This is a genomic window from Klenkia soli, assembly GCF_900103975.1.
Taxonomy (GTDB): domain Bacteria; phylum Actinomycetota; class Actinomycetes; order Mycobacteriales; family Geodermatophilaceae; genus Klenkia; species Klenkia soli.
Genome location: NZ_FNIR01000014.1, coordinates 23,487 through 46,080, shown reverse-complemented (window position 1 = coordinate 46,080; position 22,594 = coordinate 23,487). Strand labels below are relative to the sequence as shown.

The window sequence follows — 22,594 nt, the reverse complement described above, 5'->3', positions numbered from 1 at the left end:
GGGTTCCTCTCGCGTGCGCGTGCGCGGGCGACCCCCCTCAGGGGGCCGGGGGGAGAAAAGGTTCAGTGGCGGGTCCTGCGCCGGGGGTGGCCCCAGAGATTGGGACCACCCCCGGATTGGTCAGCCGGCCGGGACCCCTACGGCTGCTGACCGGGCCGCCGTACGCGTGGCCCCAGGAGGCGGTGAGCACGAGAGACGACGGCCAGCTCGGGTCAGACGATGGGGGTCGCGGGCGGGTCGCTGCGGGACGAGCCGAACGACGATGCGCCGGTCCAGTCGCGGGCGACGACGCCGAGTGGTTCGGGTGCCGGGTCGTCGCCGTAGCCGTTCGACCGCTCGGTGATCTTCTCCGCCTCGGGGATCACCAGGTACTCGGGCTCCTCGGGCGGCCGCTGGTCGAACAGGGCCTGCAGCTGACCCCCGGGCAGAGCACGGACGTAGGTGCGCGAGGGGTCCGCCACGTCAGCCAGGTACTCGAAGATCACGGTCTTGGCTCGCTGGAACCGACCCGTCGGTTCGATCAGCCGGCGAACGGTGCCGTAGGAGATCAGCCGGGGCTGCCCGCTCGGTCGCTGCTCGAGGTCCGCTCGGCGGCTGGCGAAGGTGCTGGGCTCCAGGCACCGCTGCGGACGGGCGGTGAGGGTGTTGGTCATGCGGTCCTCCCGGGGGTGGCGTCGGTGTCGTCGACGAAGGTGAAGGTGTTCTGGGCGTTCTCGCCGGCCCGCAGGCTGAAGATCCGGCGGGTGGGGATGCCGTGCTCCTGCTCGTGCTGCAGGCGCGCTGCCCGGCGGCCGGCGAAGGTGTCGGGAGCGGGCGGGGTGCTCCTCGGTTGGGGCATCAGCGGAGTCCTCGCAGGATTGCCTCGACCTGCTGACGAGCAGGACCGGCAGCAGGGGTGAGATCGGCGTTGCGCAGCTCGGCGAGCTCAGCCTGGGCGAGGGCGACCAGGGCGCCAGCGATGGCCTTACGGGCCTCGGAGATGGCCGGCCGTGCTGTCCGCGCCCCGGGTGCGAAGGCCTTGGCGACGAGCACCGAGGCCTCACGGTTGGACGGGATCGGCACGAACGCGGCGTTCAGCAGCTCGGCCCGCCGCACGTGCGGGGCGCCTTCCACGGTCTCCCGCAGCGCCGACATGAACGTCACCGACATCTTCGCGATGTGCCCCTCGACGACCAGCGTGCGCAGCTCCTGCGCTCGGGGGATCGAGGAGAACGTGCCGCGGATCTTCAGCACGTCGCCGTCGTAGTAGGGCACCCCCGACCCGACGGTGGTGTCCACGCTCATGCCGTGGTCGATGTCGATCGGGATCCGGTCGGGCAGCGGGTTAAAGGCGCCGGCGTCGATGACCTCGCCGTCCCGGTCGAGGGTGGCCGCGGACAGCACCGCCTCGAACTCGCCGCTACCGGCCCCGTCGCCAGCGGCCTTGACCGTGCAGATCGCATGGCGGCGGGTCATGCCGTGGCCGCCAGCTCGACGGCAGGCACAGCCGAACCAGCGGACAGGCCGGCGACGTAGCCGTCCAGGTCGGCTCGGCGGATCCGGGCGGAGCCCTCGACCTTGACGAGGGTCAGCGCACCACTGGCAACGACTCGATCCAGCGTGCGCACCGAGACCCCCAGCGCCGTCGCGGCCTGGTCCTTGGTCAGCAGCATTTTCTCCACACGCTCACCGTCGAGCAGTTCGACCAGACGGTCCAGCGATGTCGCGACCTGACGTGTCCTGACGCAGTCGGTCGCCCAGGTAGCGGCCACCAGCAGCGCAGGGGGCACCGGCAGACCCTCCGACCGCAGCCGCCGGGCGTGCAGTGCCAGCGCGGCGGCGATGTGCGCCAGCAGCTCCTCGGCCTCCCCCATCCCCTGCCCGCTCACCGGACACCCGATGTCCGAGCAGATGTCCGCGGACATCCTTGAGGGCAGGGAGAGGGAGGGCGGGTGGCGGGTCCTGCTGGGCCATGCGGTGCAGAGATGCCACGACCCCCGGGCCCCTCGGCGGGGGTCTTCTTCACCTCACACAAAAGCCCAAGTGGCGGGTCCTGCTGTGGCGCGGGGTGCAGAGATTGCGACCGCCCCACCCCCGTCACGAGCCGGCCGCCGCCGTGCGGAAGCGCCGGTTCAGCTCGAGCTGCTTCTCGGCGATGGAGATCTGGCAGGCGTGGATCTCCGCGGTATTCAGCAGGTCGTTGGCTGCGGCGGCGACGTGGATCTTCTCGCTTACGTCGTCGAGGAGCATCGAGATGTCGGCGAGGAGCTGGGCGGTGGTGAGCTCGGCGTTGGTCACGGGGTGTCCTTCCGGAGGGTGGTGCGCTGGGTGGGTGTGGTGCCGCCCCAGATGCCGAACCGCTCGTCGGCGGCGAGGGCGTAGTCCAGGCACGCCGTGGTGACGGGGCAGGCGGCGCAGAGGTGGATTGCGGCGGTCTGCGGTTCGGAGGAGCCGCCGCGCTCGGGGAACCACCAGGTGTCGGGCCGGACCTGGCAGGCGACGGGGGCGTAGGTCTCGAGCTGGGCGGCGAGGTGTGCGGCCGCTCGGACAGCGGCTGGACGCTGGTGCGGGAGCAGGTGCGGTGTCCCCGGGACGTCGTCCCCGGGGATGTCCCCGGGGACGGTCACGCTGCGGTCTGGCCGGTGGGGTAGCCCGGCGGCAACTGGATCACGTCCATGGGTCCGCGGGACGGGACATCGATCTCCGTGGTGACGGTGACGAGGCGGCCGTCGCTGTAGCGCAGGTCGTCCAGGTTCATGACCCCGGAGGTCACCAGAGGGGCAACGAGTGCTTCGAGGGTGTCCTGCAGCTGCTCGAAGTCCTCGTGGCCGTTGATCTCCGCCCAGGTCACGACGTAGGCGTACTTCAGGACGTCGAGCGGGTCGGGCGTCGTGGTCATGAGTGCTCCCGGGTGACGACGGTGACGAGTCGGAGGGCGACCAGGTGGGCGCACTCTGTGGTGCGGGCGGGGCAGGTGCAGGTCCAGCCGGGGCCGGGGGCCCAGCCGGCGGCGTAGACCTCGGCCGAGTCGCCTCGGCAGACGGCGACGATCTCGGCCGCGGTCACCGAGCGGACGTTCAAACGCCCCTCGGTGAGAAGCCGCCGGCCTTTCGCGAACGTGCTCTCGCGGGTCATGACGCGTTACGTGACGGGTGGCGTGACGCGTCACGGGGTCGGAGGTGCGGCCGGCAGATAAGGCAGGGCCGGGGTCGTCCGGAGTCGTCCTCGCCGAGCCATCCGGCGCGGCAGTTGGCGTCATGCAGCAGGGGTCGGAGCTGGTCCCCACCCTCGTCCTCGACAGGGTCGCCGTACCGGTCGTGTCGGGCGGTCATCAGCTGGCCTCTCGGGCAGCGATGCGGTCAGCTCGGCACCCGCTGCAGTTGTGAAGCTGCTGACCGGGGTGGTCGTAGCAAGGGCCACTTGTCCCCGGGGGGACACCCCCGGGGGACGCCCCCGGGGGACGGGCCCCCGGGACCCGGGACGGGACGGGATCTAGAGAAGAACTAGGTGAAGTCCCGGAGCTGCAGGAACCCGTACAGAGGTGGTGCTCGCCTCGAGCGTGGGCACGCTGGCGCTGCTTCTTCGCTGTATCCCTCGCACGGGCTCGCTCTACCTGCGCCTTGTCGAGCTGCCAGTCCGGCCACCGCACGCCGATGTCCCACACGTCGAGCTGATCGGTCCACCACCCGGCAGCGACGAGTTCTCGCACGGCCTCGTCCCCGTCCGGGGTGCCGACGTCGACCGACTCGCTGAAGGCGAACCGGCGTAGGTCTCGCTTGGGGACGACGAGGTCCAGCAGCCGCTTGTTGCTCCAGAGGAGCGCCTCGACGTGGGTGCGGAAGGCCGCGTCGGATAGGTCTGCGGCCTCGTCGGCGAACTCGTCGCCGAGCTTGGTCCAGGTCACCCCGGCCGCACCCCTCGCCAGACCCGGCACAACCCACCGGACCGACTCGGCCGGCTCGACTCTGTGATGCCGGCTCGCTCGATGATCCCGGCGGTTCGGGCGGCGTAGAACAGCCCGCCCCACCGTGCGGGGTGGTCCGGGTCGGGGACTCCGAGCTTGTCGGTGAGGTCCCAGGCGGTGAACGGCAGCCCTGACGCGGCCAGATGACGGACAGCGGCCATCGCCGGAGACCACCACCAGTCGTCACGGTTGGCCTCGGCCTGGGCGACGCCGGTGCTCATGCCGCTTCGCGCTGCTGATCGATCCAGGCGTCGAGCTGGGCTGCCGGGAACAGCGTCCGACGTCCAATCTTCACGGAAGGCGGCGAGGGCTTTCGTGCCTGACGCCAGTAGCGGAGCGTCGAGATCGGCACACGGAGGCGCTCCGCGGCCTCGTGGATGGTGAGCAGCTTGTCGGTCACCCTGATTCCTCTCAGCGATGTTCGGGACATTCCCGTCACGACTTAGAGTGATACGCGCGAGTCGGGGCTAGCGCAAGCTCTTCCGGAATGACACGCTCACGCCCGTGACGACTGACGACTTGGACCTGGAGGCGATGGTCGGCCGCAGAGTGAGGCGCATCCGCGAGCAGCGAGGGTGGAGTCAGGCGGACCTAGGGACGCGGCTCGGCCAACATGGGCGCCCGATGCAGCAATCGACCGTCGCGAAGCTTGAGGCTGGATCTCGGCCCTTGCGCGTCAACGAGCTCAACGCGCTGGCCCGCGTCTTCCATGTAGCGCCCCAGACCTTTGTGCAGTACGACGCTGGCTCACCCCTACTCGACGCCGTCGACCGAGTGACCGAGACCGCCATCCGGCTGGAGGAGGCGGAGGCCCAGGTGACCTTGGCAGAAGCGCGGATCGCTGCAGTGAAACGTGCTGCTGAGCTATCTCGAGCCGACCACGACCGAGCATTGACGGAGTACCGGACAGCCCTCAGCGAGGCCAAGCAGCCATCTGATTACGGCGTCGATGAGCAGCCTCGCGAAGCGCCCTGACGGTCGCTGGCGGGCTCGATATCGGGACCTCGCTGGCAAGGAGCACGCCCGCCACTTCGATCGGAAGATGGACGGTCAGCGCTGGCTTGACGAGGTCACCACCAGCGTCGTCACCGGCGCGTACGTCGACCCAAAAACGGCGAGGACGACGGTGGGGGAGTGGGCCGAGACCTGGCTGGCCGGCTATGGGACCCGGCGGGCCAGCACTGTGCGCCAGGCGGAGGTGCACATCGCGCACATCACCGCGGCGTTCGGGCCGCGCCGGCTGTCGTCGGTGAAGCCGTCCGACGTCCGGTCCTGGACGACAGGTCTGCGCGCCCAGGGTCTGGCGGACAGCTACGTCTACGCCCTGCACCAGCGGCTGTCCCAGCTGATGAGCGATGCCGTGCACGACGGGCTGATCCCGCGGAACCCGTGCTCGAGGCGGACCAGCCCGGGCGCAGGCAAGCAGCGGCCCTACGTCGCGACGACGGAGCAGGTATGGGCGCTGCACGACGCAGTCCCCGAGCATCTGCAGCCGGCCGTGCTACTGGGCGCGTTTGTGGGGCTTCGGACAGCTGAGGTCGTGGGCCTGCGGGTCGAGGACGTCGACTTCATGCGTGGCGTCGTGCGGCCGGTCCAGCAGGGCGACGGGCAGCCGCTGAAGACCGAGACGTCCCGCACGCCGCTGCCGATCCCCGACGAGCTCGCGCTCGAGTTGGCGGCTGCGGTGAAGCGGTGGGGGAGCGACCGGCTTGTGACGGACGGCATCGGGGGCCCGTCGTCGACGTGGGCGATCGAGCGCGCGGTGCGGGCGGCCCGGCCGAAGGTGGCCGGTCTGCCGGCGGGGTTCCGGTTCCACGACCTGCGGCACTACTTGGCGAGCCTGCTGATCGCGTCCGGGCTCGACGTGAAGGTGGTGCAGCACCGGCTCCGGCACGGCTCGGCCAGCACGACGCTGGACACCTACGGGCACCTGATGCCCGACCGAGACGAGTCCGCGCGAGCCGCCGTTGGTGCTGTGCTGGCGACTCGCGCGGACTCTCTGCGGACTTTTAGCCCTGACCTGCGGAGAACCTGCAGGTCAGGGCCGGGTACGACTCAGATGTCGTAGTACATCGCGAACTCGTGCGGGTGCGGGCGGAGGCGGATCGGGGTGATCTCGTTCTCCCGCTTGTACTCGATCCAGGTCTCGATCAGGTCGGGGGTGAACACGCCACCGTCGAGCAGGTAGTCGTGGTCGACCTCGAGCCGGTCGAGGACGGCGTCCAGCGAAGCGGGCACCTTCTCGATGCCCAGGGCCTCCTCGGGCGGCAGCTCGTAGAGGTCCTTGTCCACCGGCGCCGGGGGCTCGATCTTGTTCTTCACGCCGTCGAGGCCGGCCATCAGCATCGCCGAGAAGGCGAGGTAGGGGTTGGCCGACGGGTCGGGCACGCGGAACTCGATGCGCTTGGCCTTCGGGTTGTCGCCCGAGATCGGGATCCGGGTGCAGGCCGAGCGGTTGCGCGCGGAGTAGACCAGGTTGATCGGGGCCTCGAAGCCGGGCACCAGGCGGTGGTAGCTGTTGACCGTCGGGTTGGTGAAGGCCAGCAGCGACGGGGCGTGCTTGAGCAGACCGCCGATGTAGTGGCGGGCCATGTCCGACAGGCCCGCGTAGCCGGTCTCGGCGGCGAACAGCGGGACGCCGTCCTTCCACAGGGACTGGTGGCAGTGCATGCCCGAGCCGTTGTCGCCGAAGAGCGGCTTGGGCATGAACGTGGCGCTCTTGCCGTGGGCCCAGGCGGTGTTCTTGATGATGTACTTGAACAGCATCAGGCTGTCGGCCGAGCGCAGCAGCGTGTCGAACTTGTAGTTGATCTCGGCCTGACCGCCGGTGCCCACCTCGTGGTGGCCGCGCTCGAGCTCGAGGCCGGCGTTGGCCAGGTTGGTCATCATGGCCGCGCGCAGGTCGCTCTGGTGGTCGGTCGGCTCGACGGGGAAGTACCCGCCCTTCTGCCGTGTCTTGTAGCCCAGGTTGGGGCCCAGGCCGTTCTCACCGGTCAGCGAGCCCGAGTTCCAGGAGCCCTCGACGGCGTCGATGTGGTAGTAGCCCTCGTTGATCGAGGTGTTGTGGCGCACCGAGTCGAAGACGTAGAACTCGGCCTCGGGGCCGAAGTACGCGGTGTCGGCGATGCCGGAGCTGGCCAGGTAGGCCTCGGCCTTCTTCGCCACGTTCCGCGGGTCGCGCGAGTAGGACTCCCGCGTGATCGGGTCGTGGATGAAGAAGTTGACGTTCAGCGTCTTGTAGGTGCGGAACGGGTCCAGGAAGGCGCTGTTGGCGTCGGGCAGCAGCAGCATGTCCGACTCGTTGATCGCCTGGAAGCCGCGGATCGAGGAACCGTCGAAGCCGAGCCCGTCGGAGAAGGTGTCCTCCCCGAAGGTCTCCGCGGGGATGGTGAAGTGCTGCATGACGCCGGGGAGGTCGCAGAACCGGACGTCGACGAACTTGACGTCGTTGTCCTGGATGTACTTGGTGACCTCGTCGGGAGAGTTGAACATCGATCCTCCGGGAGTGGGCGGACGGCCGACTCGGAAGCTACGAGCGGGGGGTTGCCCTCCGGTGTCTCGCATGTTTCCTCGCGGTAACACCGGCTCCGGCGTGTCGCGGGTCGGGCCCGCGGACGCCGTGGCCGGGGCACCGCGGTCGAGCGTCATACGCTGGCGGCATGGTCAGGGACGAGACACCACCCTCTCAGGGCCGGGTCCGCGGCGCCTCGCTGGGTCTGCCCGCGACCGGGCCGGGGTCGGTCGCCGGCTTCGGCGTCCGCGCGGTGGCCTTCGTCGTCGACGCCCTGGTCGCGGCCGTGGTGGCGACGGCCGTGGTGCAGGGCTTCCCGCAGAACTGGAGCCTGGTGTCCTTCGGGCTGATCACCGTGGTGTCGCTGGTGCTGGTCGGTCGCACGCCGGGCCAGGCGCTGCTCAAGCTGCAGCTGGCCCACCCGCGGCAGGGTGAGCGGGTCGCCCTGTGGCGGGCCGTCGTCCGCACCGCCCTGCTCATGCTGCTGGTGCCCGCCCTGGTCGTCGACGGCGACGGCCGCGGCCTGCACGACCGCGTGACGAACACCGCCGTCATCCGGTCGGTCCGACCCCCTACCTCCGGCGCATCTGGCGCTGGCTGACCGTCATCTGCTTGCCGCCGGGCATCGGGCCGCCGGGGATCGGCATGCGGGCCCCGCCCAGGGCGTTCATCCGCTTGCCCAGGCTGTTGACCTCGGCGCCGTCCAGGTTGCGCGGCAGCTTCATCACGTGCGAGGACAACTTCTTCAGCGGCACCTGGCCCTCGCCGTCGCCGACGGTGATGTCGTAGATCGGGGTGTCGCCGACGACCTTGGCGATGCGGCGCTTCTCCTGGGCGATGAGCGGTCGCACCCGCTGCGGCTGGCCCTCGGCGACCAGGATGATGCCCGGCCGGCCCAGCACGCGGTGCACGGCGTCCAGCTGCGAGGTGCCGGCGACGCCGGAGGAGACCCGCCAGTCACCGCGCATGCCCTCGAGCACCCACGCCGCGGCGCCGGGCTGGCCCTCGACCTGGCGGTACGCGGAGCCCTGCGCGCGGCGGCTGAAGACGACCAGGGCGGCCAGCAGGCCCAGCAGGATCGCGATCGGCAGGAACAGCAGCGGCGAGTCGAGCAGGATCGCGACGAACTCGACGACGGCGGCGACCACCACGAAGGCGATCAGCATGACCCAGGGCAGCTTCGGGTCGTTCTTGTACGTCAGCGTGTAGGCCTGCTTGATCTGGCCCAGCGACGTCGTGAACTTCTTCCAGCGGCCGACCTTGGGCTTGCCGTCCTTGCCCAGCTTCTCGCTCTTCGCGCCCTTGCCGGACGCCGTCGCCCCCTTGCCCGCCTTGGTCGTCGCGGGAGCAGGGGTGTCTGTGGGCTTGCTGCGTGCCATGCGCCCGAGGATACGGCCCCCGGACGCCGACGCCGCGCCTCAGACGGCGGGGGTGAGCCCGCGCGCCGTGACGGCCTGCTGGTAGAGCCGACCGGCGCGGTAGGAGCTGCGGACCAGCGGACCGGCCAGCACGCCGGGGAAGCCGATCTGCTCGGCCTGCGCGGCGAAGTCGACGAACTCCTGCGGCTTCACCCAGCGGACGACGGGGTGGTGCCGGGGGCTGGGGCGCAGGTACTGGGTGATGGTGAGCAGGTCGCACCCGGCGTCGTGCAGGGCCTGCATGGTCTCGGTGACCTCGTGCGGCTCCTCGCCCATGCCCAGGATCAGGTTGGACTTGGTGACCAGGCCGGCCTCGCGAGCGGCGGTGATGACCGCCAGCGAGCGCTCGAAGCGGAAACCGGGCCGGATGCGCTTGAAGATGCGCGGCACGGTCTCGACGTTGTGCGCGAGCACCTCGGGGCGCGAGGAGAAGACCTCGGCCAGCTGGTCGGGGTCGGCGTTGAAGTCGGGGATCAGCAGCTCGACGCCGCAGCCGGGGACCTGCGCCTTGATCTGGCGGACGGTCTCGGCGTACAGCCAGGCGCCGCCGTCCTCGAGGTCGTCGCGGGCGACCCCGGTGATCGTGGCGTACTTCAGCGCCATGCTCGCCACGCTCTCGCCGACCCGGCGGGGCTCGTCGCGGTCGAAGTCCGCGGGCTTGCCGGTGTCGATCTGGCAGAAGTCGCACCGCCGGGTGCACTGGTCGCCGCCGATGAGGAAGGTGGCCTCGCGGTCCTCCCAGCACTCGTAGATGTTGGGGCACCCCGCGGACTCGCACACCGTGTGCAGGCCCTCGCGCTTGACCAGCGACTTCAGCTCGGTGTACTCGGGCCCCGTCTTGAGGCGGGTCTTGATCCACTCGGGCTTGCGCTCGATCGGGGTCTGGGAGTTGCGGACCTCCAGGCGCAGCATCTTGCGGCCGGCCGGCTCGATCGGGGCGCTCATGATCTCCACGGTACGCCTGTGCGCCCGGTCAGGAGATGCCACGAGGGGCACCCCGGGGAGTCCCGGGGTGCCCCTCGTCACGATGCTGCTGCGTCAGTTCTCGCGGCCCAGCGGGGGCTTGTCGAGGGTCTCCTCGCTGGGAACCGTGTTCACCTGCGGCGCGCCGTCGGGGGAGGTGGACTGGGCGTCGTGGTGGTTGCCGTCCCGCCAGCCCAGGTCGGTGCTCTCGGGGGTGGCGTCGCCGGCGGCGTCCTCGGCGGTCGAGACGGCCTGGCCGCCGTCGGTCTTGGTGGTCGAGGGGTCGGACGGGTTCTCGGTGGTGGGCACGGGGTCCTCCCGGTAGGTGGGCACCGGGCCGTCGCCGGTGGGTGCGGGGGTCCACGGGTCGTCCGCGGCGGTGGACCGGCGGACGACGGCGAACACCGCGCCGCCGACGCCGAGGGCGACGAGCAGCCACGGCCAGCGACGCGGCTTCTTCTCGATGCCGACGGTGCGCTTCACCGAGGTGGAGGTGGCGGCGACCTGCTTGCGGGTGTCCTTGGTCGCCTTGTGAGCCGCCTTGGCCAGCTCCTTGCGGCGCTTCTCGGCCTTGCGGGACAGCTTGTCGGCCTTCTTGGAGACCGCCTTGCGGTTGGTCTCGGCGGCTGAGCGCAGCTCGGCGACCCGGGCAGCGGCCTGGTCGCGGGCGGCCTCGGCGGCCGCAGCGGCGTCGGAGCGGGCCGACGAGGCCTGCTTCTTGACGGCCTTGGCGCGCTCGGCGGCGTCCTTCTGCAGCTGCTCGGCCTTCTTGGCCGCCTTCTTCCGGGCCCTGCGGGTGGTCTTGCCGCTCTGCTCCGCGGCGGCGGCCACGGTGCCGCCGGCGGCGGCCGCGGCCGAGGTGAGCTCGGAGCGGCGGGCCTCGAGCTCACCGCGGGCGGTCTCGAGCGTGGCGACCAGGCTGCCCTTGGCGTTGTGCAGCGCCGGTGCGGCGGCGTCGCGGGCGGCCTCCAGGCGTGGCTGCACGGCGGCCTGCACCCGGGGGGCGAGGTCCTTCTCGAAGGTCTTCTGCGCGTTCTTCGCCGCGGCCTCGATCCGGGGGCCGGCGGCGTCGCGGGCCTCGGCCAGCTTGGGGCCGGCGGTGGCGACGGCGGTGGCCACACCCGAGGCGGCGGCGTCGCGGGCGGCCTCCAGGCGCGGGACGACGTCCTTCTCGTAGACCTTCTGGGCGTTCTTCAGCTGCGGGGCGAGCGACTTCTGGGCAGCCTCGAGGCGCGGCTCGAGCGCGTCGCGGGCCGCCTCCAACCGGGGGCCCACGGCGGCGACGGCGGCCTCCAGACGGGGGGCGACGTCCTTCTCGAGCGTCTTCTGGGCCGACTTCGCGGCGGCCTCGTACCGCGGGCCGAGCTGCTCGGCCGTGGCGCGACCCGCCTCGCTCACCGCGGACCCGATGTGCGCGAGGCCCTCCTGCAGTTCGGCGCCGATGACCTGGGCATGGCTCTTCTTGCGGAACACGAACGCACCTCCGAGTTGATCGTCTCGGGCCATCCTGCCCGCTCCGGGTCCGCCCCACACCCCGAGCACGCAGGTGTGACCGGCGGCGCCGTCCGTGCCAGCCTGGGGCCATGCAGCTGCGCGTGTTCACCGAGCCCCAGCAGGGCGCGACCTACGACGACCTGCTCGCGGTGGCCCGCCGGGCCGAGGAGACGGGTTTCGACGCCTTCTTCCGCTCCGACCACTACCTCGCGATGGGTGGCGACGGCCTGCCCGGGCCCACCGACGCCTGGCTGACCCTCGCGGGGCTCGCCCGGGAGACCAGCACCATCCGGCTGGGCACCCTGATGACCGCGGGCACGTTCCGGCTCCCCGGACCGCTGGCCATCTCGGTTGCGCAGGTGGACCAGATGAGCGGTGGTCGGGTGGAGCTGGGTCTGGGCTCGGGGTGGTTCGAGGCCGAGCACACCGCCTACGGCATCCCCTTCCCGTCGCTGCGCGAGCGCTTCGACCGCTACGCCGAGCAGCTCGCCGTCGTCACCGGGCTGTGGTCGACGCCGCCGGGCGAGACCTTCTCCTTCGACGGCGAGCACTACACGGTGGTCGACTCCCCGGCGTTGCCCAAGCCGGTCCAGGCCGGCGGCATCCCGGTGCTGGTCGGTGGCCGGGGCAAGGAGCGGACGCCGGCCCTGGCCGCCCGCTACGCCACCGAGTTCAACACCCCGTTCGCCTCGGCGGCCGACGCCGCCGTCCTGTTCGACCGGGTCCGCGCGGCCTGCACCGCCGTCGACCGCGACCCGGCGTCCCTGGTGCTCAGCTCCGCCCTGGTGCTCTGCGTCGGGTCCTCGGACGCCGAGCTCGCCCGGCGGGCGGCCGCGATCGGCCGGGACGTCGACGAGCTGGTCGCGAACGGGGTCGCCGGCTCACCGGCGCAGGCGGTGGACACCCTGGGCCGGTTCGCCGAGGCCGGGGCCACCCGCGTCTACCTGCAGGTGCTCGACCTCGCCGACCTCGACCACCTCGACCTCGTCGCCGGGCAGGTGGCACCGCAGCTGGGCTGATCCCTCAGCCGGCGCCCGACGGCAGGACCGGGGCCTCGGCGCCGGTCCCGTGGTGCGAGCGCTTGACGTCGTACATGGCCAGGTCGGCCGCGCGCAGCAGGTCCACGGCGCCGGTACCGGCCCCGTGCGCCGCGGCCGCCCCGATGCTGACCCCGACCCGGACCGAGGTCCCGGAGGTGGGCACGGGGCGGGTGACGGATGCCTCCAGGGCCGCGGCCACCGCCCGGGTCGCCGCCAGGTCGGCGTCGGGCACCAGGACCGCGAACTCGTCGCCGCCGAGCCGGGCCGGGGTGCACCCCGTCCTGACGGTGTCGGAGAGGGCTCCTGCGACGTGCAGGAGGACGTCGTCCCCGGCGGCGTGGCCGAGGCCGTCGTTGATGGCCTTGAAGCCGTCGAGGTCGAGCAGCAGGATCCCGACGGGCCGGCCGTCGTCGAGCAGCGTCTCCGCGACGGCCAGGAAGGCGCGCCGGTTGGGCAGACCGGTGAGCTCGTCGGTGGACGCCAGCCGGTGGATCTCGCGGAACCGTTCCGCGTCGCGCACACCCAGGGCCGAGCGCGCCACCGCGGCGGCCAGGCAGCCGAGGGCGAGGGCCTCGGCCACCGTGGCCCGGCCGTCCCCCCAGGTGGCCGACAGCACGCAGAGCCCGGCCACCGTGCCCAGCACCGGGGTCAGCGCGGCACGCAGCACGGGGGCGGCCGGGACCCGACGGTCGCGCCGGCCGGCGCGGTCCGCGGTGACCGTGCCCAGCGCGGTGGCGACGACGAAGCAGATCTCGGCCAGCACCCCGGACCCGGTCCCGCCCGTGGTCTGGGTCGTGGCGAGGGCGAGGTCGCCGACGGTCTTGGTGAACAGCACGACGGACATGAGGAGGACGACGTGGTCGGCTCGTCGGCCGGCGACGGAGACCAGGCCGATCGCGAGGCTCAGCAGGACCAGGTCGGCGCTGGGGTAGCTCAGCGCGACCGCCGTACCCAGGTCACCGAGCCGGTTGCCGTGCTGGGGGACGACGGCGTAGGCGGCCGCGGCCACCGCCGCCGCACCCAGGCCGGCCGTGGCCGCGTCCAGCCAGGTGCTGAGGCCGCGTGCGGCGACGCGGGAGCGGTAGAGCCCCAGGATGCCCACCGCGAGCGACGGGTAGGCCGCCAGCCACCAGACGTCGGCCGCGGACGGGAACGGCGGGTCGCCGAGTTCGGACTCCACGACGGCGACCGCCGAACCGACCAGGTTCATCGCGAAGGTCGTGGCCACCGCCCACCACACCACGCGCTCGTCCGGCTCGCGCCGTGCGGCGACCAGGCACGAGACGACGGCGAGGACGTGCAGCACGAGGGTGACGGCCGCTCCGGCCGCCGGCCGCCAGGACGCGTCGGGCACCGCGACCACCGCGGTGGCGTACCCCAGGCCGATCACGAGGGCCGTCCGGATCCGCGGGCGTGGTCCCAGCACAGCTGTGCGCATGCAGGCCCTATCGGTACCGGAATGGCCGCACCGGAACTGCCCGGCCCGCGCCTGCCCCCACGGGGTGATCGTTGCGGGGTCAGGCCGTCCACCGCGGATCGCGGCCCTGCCAGGCCACCAGGGCCTCCAGCGGCGTCGCGTCGGCGGGGGCGTCGACCTCGGGGCCGAACGGGAACCCGGGGGGCCGCTCTCCGGGGGGCAGGAGCTGGTGGCTCGCGGCCGAGCCCACGGCCACGACGTCGTCGGCCACGACCACCGGGCGGCCGACGGCCACGCCGACGTCCCAGGCGTGGGTGACCAGCTCGCCCACGTAGGTGGCCAGCAGCGCCGCGCCGGGCAGGGTGCCGGCCGGGTGCTGCAGCTCGCGGGTCAGCAGGGCCGGGTCGGCCCACACCGCGAGGGCGTCGTCCGCGGCCACCCGCAGGGCGTCGTCCAGGTCGTCGACGGGGGCCGGGACCTGGGGGACGTCGAACGGCGCGCCGCCGCGGCCGACGTGGGCGACCCGGCGGAACACGGTGAGCAGGTGACCGCGGAGGTCCGAGACGTCGAGCTCGGCGCAGGGCGTCGGCCGGTGGAGGGCGTCGACCGGGAGGTCGAGGACCACGTCGAGCGTGGCCCGGGTGGCGGCGGTGAAGGCGGGTCGGGGGTCGCTGGTGGAGGTCATGGGGTCACCGTCGCCGGTGAAGTGGCCATCCTCTGGCCACTTCTGGGCGCACACTGCTGCGGTGCGCGCCGACCGGTTGATCGCCGTCCTCCTGCTCCTGCAGCGGCGCGGCACGGTCACCGCCGGCCAGGTGGCCGCCGAGCTGGAGATCTCGCCCCGCACGGCCCGCCGCGACCTCGAGGCCCTGGCGCTGGCCGGGGTGCCGGTGTACAGCAGCGCCGGCCGGGGCGGGGGCTGGTCGCTGGTCGGCGGCGCCCGGACCGACCTCACCGGGCTGACCGCGGGGGAGGCGCAGGCCCTGTTCGTCGGCCTCGGCACCGGGGACGGGGGTCCGGCCGCCCGCGCCGGTATCCGCAAGCTGCTGGCCGCGCTGCCGGCCCGGTGGCGGGCCGACGCCGAGCGGGCGGCCGACGCGGTGCTGGTCGACACCGCGTCCTGGGGCGCCCGGCCGCGCGCGGACCCGCCGTCGTTGGCGCCGCTGCTGCGGGCCGTGGTCGACGGCGAGCAGGTCGAGCTGGACCACCGGGGCCGCACGGGGGCCACGACGCGGGTCGTCGACCCGCTCGGCCTGGTGAGCAAGGACGGCACCTGGTACCTGCTGGCCGGCACCCCCGCGGGGGAGCGGACCTTCCGGCTGGACCGCGTGACCGGCGTGCGGCCCACGGGCGCCCCGGCCGCCCGACCCGAGGGGTTCGACCTCCGCCGGGCCTGGGCGGTGCGGCGCGGTGAGTTCGAGCAGCAGCGGCACGTCGAGCGCACGCGGGTGCTCGTCGACCCGCGGGTGCTGCCCCGGCTGCGGAGGGTCCTGGCCCACCGGTTGGTCGAGGAGGACGGGTCGGCGCCGGACGGGCGGGTGCCGGTCGTCGTCCTGGGCCCCGTGGCCGAGCTCGTCGCGCTGGAGCTGGCCGGTTTCGGCACCGCGCTGGAGTTCGCCGACCCCGCCGCCCGCGCGCAGCTGCGCCGGCTGGCCGACGACCTGCATTCCCGGTACGGGTCGGGCCCCGGTCCGGGGTAACCTCGCAGCGTGTCCGGTGGACTGCTCCTTCCGAGGCCGTGCTGACCGCACCCCCAGCGTCAGCACGGCGACCCCTCCTGCGTGAGGGGTTTTTTCATGCCCACCCACCGGCACCGGCACCCCAGGAGCACCGACCATGAGCGACACCGTCCCCGCCCACCGGTACACCCCGGAGCTGGCGCAGCAGATCGAGCTGGCCTGGCAGGACCGCTGGGAGGCCGAGGGCACCTTCCGCACGCCGAACCCCACCGGCACGCTCAGCGAGGGGTTCGACCGCGTCGCCGACCGGCCGAAGGCGTTCCTGATGGACATGTTCCCGTACCCCTCGGGTGCCGGGCTGCACGTCGGGCACCCGCTGGGCTACCTGGGCACCGACGTGACCAGCCGGTTCCTGCGCATGGACGGGCACAACGTGCTGCACCCGATGGGCTTCGACGCCTTCGGGCTGCCGGCCGAGCAGTACGCGGTGCAGACCGGGCAGCACCCCCGCGTCACCACCGAGGCCAACATCGAGGCGATCTCGGCGCAGCTGCGCCGGCTGGGCGTCGACCACGACACCCGCCGCACCTTCGCCACCATCGACCCGGGCTACTACCGGTGGACCCAGTGGATCTTCACCCAGATCTTCGGTGCCTGGTTCGACGACGTCGCCGGCAGGGCGCGGCCCATCGAGGAGCTGGTCACCGAGCTGGACGCCGGGCGTGAGCCCGCCCCGGGGACGCTGCCCGCGGGGCGCACCTGGGCCGACCTGGACGACGTCGAGCGTCGCCGGGTCGTCGACGCCCACCGGCTGGCCTACCTGAACCAGGCGCCGGTGAACTGGTGCCCCGGGCTGGGCACCGTGCTGAGCAACGAGGAGGTCACCGCCGACGGCCGCTCCGAGCGCGGCAACTTCCCCGTCTTCCGTCGCCCGCTGACCCAGTGGATGATGCGGATCACCGCCTACTCCGAGCGGCTGCTGACCGACCTGGACCGGCTGGACTGGTCGGACTCGCTGAAGCAGATGCAGCGCAACTGGATCGGCCGCTCGACCGGCGCCCGGATCCGCTTCGGCGACATCGAGGTCTTCACCACCCGGCCGGACACCCTGTTCGGCGCCACGTACCTGGTGCTGGCCCCCGAGCACCCGCTGGTCGAGTCGCTGACCGCCGACGCGTGGGCCCCGGGCACCGACGATCGGTGGACCGGCGGCGCGGACACCCCTGCCGAGGCGGTCGCGGCCTACCAGCTGCAGGCGTCGCGTCGGTCCGAGCTGGACCGGCAGGCCGAGGGCCGGGACAAGACCGGTGTCTGGACCGGCGCGTACGCCACCAACCCGCTGACCGGCCGTGAGCTGCCGGTGTTCGTCGCCGACTACGTGCTGACCGGCTACGGCACCGGCGCGATCATGGGCGTGCCCGGCGAGGACACCCGCGACTGGGACTTCGCCGCCGCGTTCGGGCTGGACGTCGTCCGCACCGTGCAGCCGCCGGCGGGCTGGGACGGCGGGGCCTTCACCGGCTCCGGCGCCATGATCAACAGCTCGAACGAGCAGCTGTCCCTGGACGGGCTGGACAAGCCCGCCGCCATCGCCGCGGCCACCGACTGGCTGGTCGCCGGCGGCCACGGCGAGGCCACCACCACCTACAAGCTGCGCGACTGGCTGTTCAGCCGGCAGCGCTACTGGGGTGAGCCGTTCCCGGTCGTGTACGCCGTCGACGGCCCGGACGCCGACCTGCCGGTCGCCGTCCCCGCCGCGCAGCTGCCGGTGCTGCTGCCCGACGTCGACGACTACTCGCCCACGACCTTCGCCGACGACGACGCCACCTCGGCACCCGAGCCGCCGTTGTCCCGGGCCACCGAGTGGACGACGGTCGAGCTGGACCTGGGCGACGGACCGCGCACCTACCGCCGCGAGACCAACACGATGCCCAACTGGGCCGGCTCCTGCTGGTACTACCTGCGCTACCTGGACCCGGGCAACGACGAGCGCTTCGTCGACCCCGAGCTGGAGGCCTACTGGATGGGCCCGCGCGGCGAGGGCGACGTCGGCGGGGTCGACCTGTACGTCGGCGGCGTCGAGCACGCGGTGCTGCACCTGCTGTACGCCCGGTTCTGGCACAAGGTGCTGTTCGACCTGGGCCACGTCTCCTCCGAGGAGCCCTTCCGCCGGCTGGTGAACCAGGGCTACATCTCGGCCTACGCCTACACCGACGCGCGGGGCTTCCACGTGCCCGCCGCCGAGGTCGTCGAGCGCGACGGCGGGTACTTCTTCGAGGGCGCCCCCGTCGACCGCGAGTACGGGAAGATGGGCAAGAGCCTGAAGAACGTCGTCACCCCCGACGAGATGACGGCGGCCTACGGCGCGGACACCTTCCGGGTCTACGAGATGTCCACCGGCCCGCTGGAGCAGTCGCGGCCGTGGGAGACCAAGGCCGTCGTCGGCTCGCAGCGCCTGCTGCAGCGCATCTGGCGGGTCGTGGTCGACGAGGTGACCGGTGAGGTGCGGGCCGCCGACGTCGAGGCGACCACCGACACGCTGAAGGCCCTGCACCGGGCGGTCGACGGCGTGCGCGACGGCATGACCACGCTGCGGTTCAACATCGCCATCGCCCGGATCACCGAGCTGACCAACCACCTGACCCAGGCCTACGGGCAGTCCGGGCCCGTGCCGCGGCAGGTGTGCGAGTGGTTGACCCTGCTGGTCGCGCCGCTGGCCCCGCACCTGGCCGAGGAGCTGTGGTCGCGGCTGGGCCACTCGTCGTCGTCCGCCTGGGCCGAGTTCCCGGTGGCCGACCCGGCCTACCTGGTCGACGACACGGTGCAGATCGCGGTGCAGGTCAACGGCAAGGTGCGGGCCCAGCTGGACGTGCCCGCCGACGTCGACGCCGCGGGCCTGGAGGCGGCTGCGCTGGCCGACCCGCGCATCGTGGAGCTGCTGGACGGCAAGACGGTGCGCAAGGTGATCGCCGTCCCCGGCCGTCTGGTCAACGTCGTCGCGAACTAGCGCCGCGCCGCAGCGATGATCAGGGCCCCTGATCATCGTCCGTCCTCCTCCACCAGCTCTCGTGGAGGGGGACGGACTCCGGGGGAGGAGGTCAGCTCGCGGGCGAGATGCGGATCATGGCGCGACGCTCCTGGCGGCGGAGCAGGCCGACCAGCCGGCCGGCGCCGTAGGTGATCCGCCACTGCCAGCCGTACTTCCGGGCCAGCGGGGCGATCGCTGTCCGCCACTCCTGCGGCGGCAGCAACCGGGCCAGCGCGTCGACCGGCTCACCCTGCAGGTTCCCCCGCACGTCGCAGGGCGCCACCGTCACCCGCGACGTGTGCCGCAGCCGCTTCACCTTGCCGGAGTCGGCGCGGGTCCAGACCACGAGGTCGGCGCCGTCGGGGGCCGCCCAGACCGGCGTGGGGACGGCGGCGCCGGACTTCCGGAAGGTGGTCAGGCTGACGTAGCGGGTGGTCGGGAGTGCGGTCACGACGCCAGGACCGGGGTGAGGACGGCGCGCATCTCCTGCTCGACGGCGTCCACCACCTCGGACACCGGGACGTCGCGGCCCAGCTCGGCGGTCAGCGAGGTGACCCCGGCGTCGACGATGCCGCACGGGATGATGCCGCCGAAGCCGGCGGTGAGGTCGGGGTCGCAGTTGAGCGCGAAGCCGTGCATCGTCACCCCGCGGGCCACCCGGACGCCGATGGCGGCGATCTTGCGGTCGGGGCCGCGGGAGTCCGCCCGCACCCACGCGCCGCTGCGGCCCTCGACCTGCTCGGTGGCCACGCCGAACCGGTCGCAGACCGCGATCAGGGCCACCTCCAGCCGGCGGACGTGCGCGACGACGTCGAGCTGCCCGGCCAGCTTCACGATCGGGTAGCCGACCAGCTGCCCGGGCCCGTGCCAGGTGATCTTGCCGCCGCGGTCGACGTCGACCACCGGGGTGCCGTCCTGGGGCCGCTCGTGCGGCTCGGTGCGCTTGCCCGCGGTGTAGACCGGCGGGTGCTCGAGCAGCAGCATGGTGTCGGGGCCCGTGCCGGCCACCCGCGCCGCGTGCAGCTCGCGCTGGCGGTCCCACGCCTCCTGGTAGTCGACGAGGCCCGCCCGGATCACCTGCAGCTCGGTCACGGCGTCCAGCCTAGGCCCGCTGCCCGCCGGAGGGGACCGACCCGGTCAGCCGGTGGAGCACGGCCCGGGCGGCGCGGGCACCGCTGGCCATGGCCCCCTGGATGGAGGGGGTGTCGCGGTGGTCACCGCAGACGAACAGGCCCTCACCCAGGTCGACCGGACGGCGCAGCTGCAGCGGCGGCTGCACGGCGGGCTGGGCCCCGGTCACCGTGACGCTGGTCAGGTGCGCCAGGTCGCCGGTGGCGACCCCCTGCGCCCGGGCCACCTCCTCGCGCACCTGCGCCTCGGTGGTCGGCGCCAGGGTGGACGACGCCACGAGGGCTCGGCCGTCGGGGCTGTAGGCGGGCTGCGCGTCGCTGACCACCACCGAGTTGACCAACCGGCCGCCGGGCGTGCCCAGCACGATGAGCGGCGCCTCCCACGGCGAGGCGGGCAGCACGTGCAGGTGGGTGGTGACCTGCCGGGGTGCCGAGGCGCTGACCGAGGGCAGCAGCCGGGACGCCGTGCCCGGGTCGGTGGCCACCACCACGGCGTCGGCCCGGGTCTCACCGGCCGCGGTGCGGACCGTCGTGCCGGTGACGGCGATGACCTCGGTGCCCAGGTGGCGTGCGTGGGCCGGGAGCCGGTCGGCCAGCTGCTCGCCCACCGACTGCATGCCGCGGGCGGGCAGGCCGATGCGCCCGCGGACGAAGCTGCGCCAGAGCAGGTCGAGGTACCGGCTCGAGGTGGTCAGCTCGGCCTCCAGCAGGACCCCGGACAGGAACGGCCGGAGGAACCGCTCGATCGCGACCTCGCCGACCCGGGCCCGGCGCAGCGCCTCCTCGGCCGACCGCTCGGGTGCGGCCAGCAGGCGGTCGACGGGCAGGTAGCCGGCCCGCGCGGAGAACAACCCGAGGGCCGCCTCCTGCAGCAGGTTCCCGACGGGTGCGCGCACCGTGCCGGGCAGGGTCGAGGGGTGCTGCCGGGGGTCGACGACGCGGTGCGGACGCCCGTCGACGCGCACCACGGCCCCGGTCCAGAACCAGCCCAGGTCGAGCGCGGCCAGGTCGAGGTCGGCGGCGCGCGGGTAGCCGGTGTTGAGCACCTGGAACCCGCGGTCGACGGTGAAGCCGTCGATGCGCTGCGTGCTCAGCCGGCCTCCGGGGTGGTCGGCGGCCTCGACGAGGTGGACGTCGCGCCCGGCGGCGGCCAGCCGGGTGGCCGCGGACAACCCGGCCAGACCGGCCCCGACGACGACGACCTCGGCGCGGGCGGGGAGCGGCATGACCCGAACCTACGGCCCGGTGCCGACGGCGACCCGGTGAGCTGTGGACCGACCCGGGCCCTGTGGACAACTCGGGGTCGGAGTCGGTGGAGGCCCTAGCGTCGGGTCCGTGCCCACAGCCGACGCCGAACCCGCCCGCCGGGCCGTCCCCGTCGTCCCCGGCTACGTGCTGGAGGAGCTCCTCGGCCGGGGCGGCACCGGCGAGGTCTGGCGGGCCCGCCCCCGGGTGGGTGGGCCGCCGGTGGCGGTCAAGGTGCTGGTGCGCGGGGAACCCGAGCGGCAGGTGCGCGAGGCCGGTCTCCTCGCCGAGCTGGACCACCCGCACCTCGTCCGGCTGCACCAGGTCGTGCGCCGCCGCACCCCCTCCGGCGACCAGGTCGCCCTGGTCCTCGACCTGCTCGGCGGGGGCAGCCTGGCCGCGCTGCTGGCCGCGCGGGGGCGTCTGCGGCCGGGGGAGGTGGTCACGGCGATCGCGCCGGTGGCCGCCGCGCTGGCCCACGTGCACGACCGCGGCATCGTGCACGGGGACCTGTCGCCGGGCAACGTGGTCTTCACCGAGGAGGGGCGCCCGGTGCTGACCGACCTCGGTGTGGCCCGGGTGATCGGCGAACGGGGCGGCGGCGAGGTCACGCCGCCCTACGTCGACCCGGTGGTGGCGCGCGGCGGCGCGGCCGGTCCGGCGTCCGACGTCTTCGGGGTCGCCGCGGCGGCCTTCCACGCGCTGACCGGCATCCCGCCCTGGAACGCCGCCGGCGCGGGCAACACCCTGGTGGTCGCCGCGTCGGGGGAGGTGCCCGACCTGGCCCTGCTGGCCCCCGAGGCGCCGGCCGACCTGGTGGCCGTCGTCGAGCGGGGGCTCTCCCCGTACCCGCACCTGCGCGGGAGCGCGGCGGCCTTCGCCCTCGACCTGCGGCACGCCTGCCGGCCCGAACGCGTCGTCCTGCCGGCCCCCGGCACCGACCCCGCCGCCCTCGGCCGCACCGGGCAGGTCCCCCGGACCGAGCTCACCCACCAGGTCCGCCGGCCGCCCCGGGCGCACGCCGCGCCGGAGACCCCCGGCCGCTGGGCCCGGGTGCTCGCACACCGCCCGGTGGCGGCGCCCGGGGTGGTCCGCCGGGCCGCCGTCGTCCTCGCCGTGGCGGCGGCGCTGCTCGGCTCGGTGTGGGTGGGTGTCCGGTGGGGGAGCACGGCGGACCCGACGGTGCCCGCTGCCCGTACCGGTGCCGCGTCGAGCGCGCCGAGCGCGGCCAAGACGACCTCCGGCGACGTCACGGGGACGGAGACCGCCGGCGGGTCGAGCGCGGGGGAGCCGAGCACGGGGGAGCCGACGTCGGCGGACCCGGCCGGGGTCCCTGCCACCGCGGCGGCGTGGCGCGACCTGCTGGCCGGCCTGTACGCGCAGCGGGCCGACGCCTTCACCGAGGGCGACCCCGCGGTCCTCGACCGGGTCTTCACCGCCGACAGCCCCCTGCTGACCACCGACGCGGCGCGGCTGGCCGAGCTGCGGTCGGCCGGCCAGCAGCTGGCCGGGTTCTCCCCGGAGGTCGTCGCGGTCACGTCGACGGCCGCCGTGGACGGCGGCTACCTGGTCGAGCTCACCGAGCGGGTCCCGGCCTACGGGGTGCTCGACGAGGCCGGGGGACGCACCGAGGTGCCCGGGCAGCCCGACCGCCCGGTCGAGATGACCGTGGTCAGCACCGCGGACGGGTGGCGGATCGCGTCCGCAGCGCTGGTCGCCTGAGCGG

At 73.4% G+C, this 22,594-nt stretch carries 25 protein-coding genes; 7 read left to right on the top strand and 18 right to left on the bottom strand.

Going from position 1 to position 22,594, the window contains the following annotated elements; genetic code table 11:
* Positions 1-212 precede the first annotated feature (212 nt).
* The 9 genes from BLS67_RS19725 to BLS67_RS19685 all read right to left on the bottom strand — a co-directional run bounded on the left by BLS67_RS19725 (position 213) and on the right by BLS67_RS19685 (position 4,343).
* On the bottom strand, positions 213-653 hold the full coding sequence (locus tag BLS67_RS19725; protein ID WP_091248772.1) for a hypothetical protein: 441 nt from the start codon (positions 651-653) through the stop codon (positions 213-215).
* A complete protein-coding gene (locus BLS67_RS19720) occupies positions 650-838 on the bottom strand; it encodes a hypothetical protein (RefSeq protein ID WP_091248769.1) in 189 nt (62 codons plus the stop codon). The genes BLS67_RS19725 and BLS67_RS19720 overlap by 4 nt, the downstream gene beginning before the upstream one ends.
* A complete protein-coding gene (locus BLS67_RS19715) occupies positions 838-1,455 on the bottom strand; it encodes an HK97 family phage prohead protease (RefSeq protein ID WP_091248766.1) in 618 nt (205 codons plus the stop codon). Before BLS67_RS19715 ends, BLS67_RS19720 begins: the two co-directional genes overlap by 1 nt.
* Positions 1,452-1,904 (bottom strand): helix-turn-helix domain-containing protein, encoded by a 453-nt coding sequence (locus BLS67_RS19710; protein ID WP_091248764.1) that lies wholly within the window; start codon positions 1,902-1,904, stop codon positions 1,452-1,454. Before BLS67_RS19710 ends, BLS67_RS19715 begins: the two co-directional genes overlap by 4 nt.
* 172 nt (positions 1,905-2,076) lie before the next feature.
* Positions 2,077-2,277, bottom strand: coding sequence for a hypothetical protein (locus tag BLS67_RS19705; RefSeq protein ID WP_091248762.1), 201 nt, complete (start codon positions 2,275-2,277; stop codon positions 2,077-2,079).
* Positions 2,274-2,606 (bottom strand): WhiB family transcriptional regulator, encoded by a 333-nt coding sequence (locus BLS67_RS23925; protein ID WP_165617672.1) that lies wholly within the window; start codon positions 2,604-2,606, stop codon positions 2,274-2,276. The genes BLS67_RS19705 and BLS67_RS23925 overlap by 4 nt, the downstream gene beginning before the upstream one ends.
* Positions 2,603-2,878, bottom strand: coding sequence for a hypothetical protein (locus tag BLS67_RS23920; RefSeq protein WP_165617671.1), 276 nt, complete (start codon positions 2,876-2,878; stop codon positions 2,603-2,605). Before BLS67_RS23920 ends, BLS67_RS23925 begins: the two co-directional genes overlap by 4 nt.
* Positions 2,875-3,114, bottom strand: a complete 240-nt coding sequence (locus BLS67_RS23530; protein WP_131801796.1) for a hypothetical protein — start codon at positions 3,112-3,114, stop codon at positions 2,875-2,877. The genes BLS67_RS23920 and BLS67_RS23530 overlap by 4 nt, the downstream gene beginning before the upstream one ends.
* Before the next feature lie 1,046 nt (positions 3,115-4,160).
* The gene (locus tag BLS67_RS19685; protein WP_242654215.1) at positions 4,161-4,343 is read right to left on the bottom strand and encodes a helix-turn-helix transcriptional regulator; all 183 of its coding nucleotides are present in this window, start codon (positions 4,341-4,343) and stop codon (positions 4,161-4,163) included.
* Positions 4,344-4,447: 104 nt separating this feature from the next.
* On the opposite strand from BLS67_RS19685, the gene BLS67_RS19680 reads away from it, so the two are divergent.
* Positions 4,448-4,918: a helix-turn-helix domain-containing protein gene (locus BLS67_RS19680; protein WP_091248749.1), complete on the top strand. Its 471-nt coding sequence runs from the start codon at positions 4,448-4,450 to the stop codon at positions 4,916-4,918.
* Positions 4,893-6,011 carry a tyrosine-type recombinase/integrase gene (locus tag BLS67_RS19675; protein ID WP_091248746.1) on the top strand — a complete coding sequence of 373 codons (1,119 nt, stop codon included), beginning with the start codon at positions 4,893-4,895 and terminating at the stop codon, positions 6,009-6,011. Before BLS67_RS19680 ends, BLS67_RS19675 begins: the two co-directional genes overlap by 26 nt.
* On the opposite strand, the gene glnA is transcribed toward BLS67_RS19675, so the two are convergent.
* On the bottom strand, positions 5,999-7,435 hold the full coding sequence (gene glnA / locus BLS67_RS19670) for a type I glutamate--ammonia ligase (protein WP_091248744.1): 1,437 nt from the start codon (positions 7,433-7,435) through the stop codon (positions 5,999-6,001). The genes BLS67_RS19675 and glnA overlap by 13 nt on opposite strands.
* Before the next feature lie 167 nt (positions 7,436-7,602).
* On the opposite strand from glnA, the gene BLS67_RS19665 reads away from it, so the two are divergent.
* The gene (locus tag BLS67_RS19665; protein ID WP_091248741.1) at positions 7,603-8,055 is read left to right on the top strand and encodes an RDD family protein; all 453 of its coding nucleotides are present in this window, start codon (positions 7,603-7,605) and stop codon (positions 8,053-8,055) included.
* Here the strand turns inward: BLS67_RS19665 and BLS67_RS19660 are convergent.
* From BLS67_RS19660 to BLS67_RS19650, 3 genes are all read right to left on the bottom strand, one after another.
* Positions 8,027-8,833 (bottom strand): DUF4191 domain-containing protein, encoded by an 807-nt coding sequence (locus tag BLS67_RS19660; protein ID WP_091248739.1) that lies wholly within the window; start codon positions 8,831-8,833, stop codon positions 8,027-8,029. The two genes, BLS67_RS19665 and BLS67_RS19660, sit on opposite strands and share 29 nt — an antisense overlap.
* A gap of 39 nt (positions 8,834-8,872) precedes the next feature.
* Positions 8,873-9,817, bottom strand: coding sequence for a lipoyl synthase (gene lipA, locus BLS67_RS19655; protein ID WP_091248737.1), 945 nt, complete (start codon positions 9,815-9,817; stop codon positions 8,873-8,875).
* 93 nt (positions 9,818-9,910) lie between these two features.
* Entirely contained in the window at positions 9,911-11,308 is a 1,398-nt protein-coding gene (locus BLS67_RS19650; protein WP_091248735.1) for a hypothetical protein, read from the bottom strand.
* 110 nt (positions 11,309-11,418) lie between these two features.
* Between BLS67_RS19650 and BLS67_RS19645 the strand changes: the two genes are divergently transcribed.
* Positions 11,419-12,348: an LLM class F420-dependent oxidoreductase gene (locus BLS67_RS19645; RefSeq protein ID WP_091248732.1), complete on the top strand. Its 930-nt coding sequence runs from the start codon at positions 11,419-11,421 to the stop codon at positions 12,346-12,348.
* Positions 12,349-12,352: 4 nt separating this feature from the next.
* On the opposite strand, the gene BLS67_RS19640 is transcribed toward BLS67_RS19645, so the two are convergent.
* Positions 12,353-13,807 carry a GGDEF domain-containing protein gene (locus BLS67_RS19640; protein ID WP_091248730.1) on the bottom strand — a complete coding sequence of 485 codons (1,455 nt, stop codon included), beginning with the start codon at positions 13,805-13,807 and terminating at the stop codon, positions 12,353-12,355.
* A 79-nt stretch (positions 13,808-13,886) separates the two neighbouring features.
* Positions 13,887-14,471 (bottom strand): TIGR03086 family metal-binding protein, encoded by a 585-nt coding sequence (locus BLS67_RS19635; protein ID WP_091248728.1) that lies wholly within the window; start codon positions 14,469-14,471, stop codon positions 13,887-13,889.
* A 61-nt stretch (positions 14,472-14,532) separates the two neighbouring features.
* Between BLS67_RS19635 and BLS67_RS19630 the strand changes: the two genes are divergently transcribed.
* Positions 14,533-15,486, top strand: a complete 954-nt coding sequence (locus tag BLS67_RS19630) for a helix-turn-helix transcriptional regulator (RefSeq protein ID WP_091248725.1) — start codon at positions 14,533-14,535, stop codon at positions 15,484-15,486.
* Between the two features lie 136 nt (positions 15,487-15,622).
* Complete coding sequence (gene leuS / locus BLS67_RS19625) at positions 15,623-18,472, top strand: leucine--tRNA ligase (protein WP_091248722.1); 2,850 nt, start codon at positions 15,623-15,625, stop codon at positions 18,470-18,472.
* Positions 18,473-18,563: 91 nt separating this feature from the next.
* On the opposite strand, the gene BLS67_RS19620 is transcribed toward leuS, so the two are convergent.
* The 3 genes from BLS67_RS19620 to BLS67_RS19610 are packed head-to-tail and all read right to left on the bottom strand — an operon-like array spanning position 18,564 to position 20,849.
* Positions 18,564-18,944 (bottom strand): PPOX class F420-dependent oxidoreductase, encoded by a 381-nt coding sequence (locus BLS67_RS19620; RefSeq protein WP_091248720.1) that lies wholly within the window; start codon positions 18,942-18,944, stop codon positions 18,564-18,566.
* Positions 18,941-19,585: a lipoyl(octanoyl) transferase LipB gene (gene lipB / locus BLS67_RS19615; RefSeq protein WP_091248717.1), complete on the bottom strand. Its 645-nt coding sequence runs from the start codon at positions 19,583-19,585 to the stop codon at positions 18,941-18,943. The genes BLS67_RS19620 and lipB overlap by 4 nt, the downstream gene beginning before the upstream one ends.
* A gap of 10 nt (positions 19,586-19,595) precedes the next feature.
* On the bottom strand, positions 19,596-20,849 hold the full coding sequence (locus BLS67_RS19610; RefSeq protein WP_091248714.1) for an NAD(P)/FAD-dependent oxidoreductase: 1,254 nt from the start codon (positions 20,847-20,849) through the stop codon (positions 19,596-19,598).
* 109 nt (positions 20,850-20,958) lie between these two features.
* On the opposite strand from BLS67_RS19610, the gene BLS67_RS19605 reads away from it, so the two are divergent.
* Positions 20,959-22,590, top strand: coding sequence for a serine/threonine-protein kinase (locus BLS67_RS19605; RefSeq protein WP_091248711.1), 1,632 nt, complete (start codon positions 20,959-20,961; stop codon positions 22,588-22,590).
* The last annotated feature ends 4 nt before the right edge of the window (positions 22,591-22,594 follow it).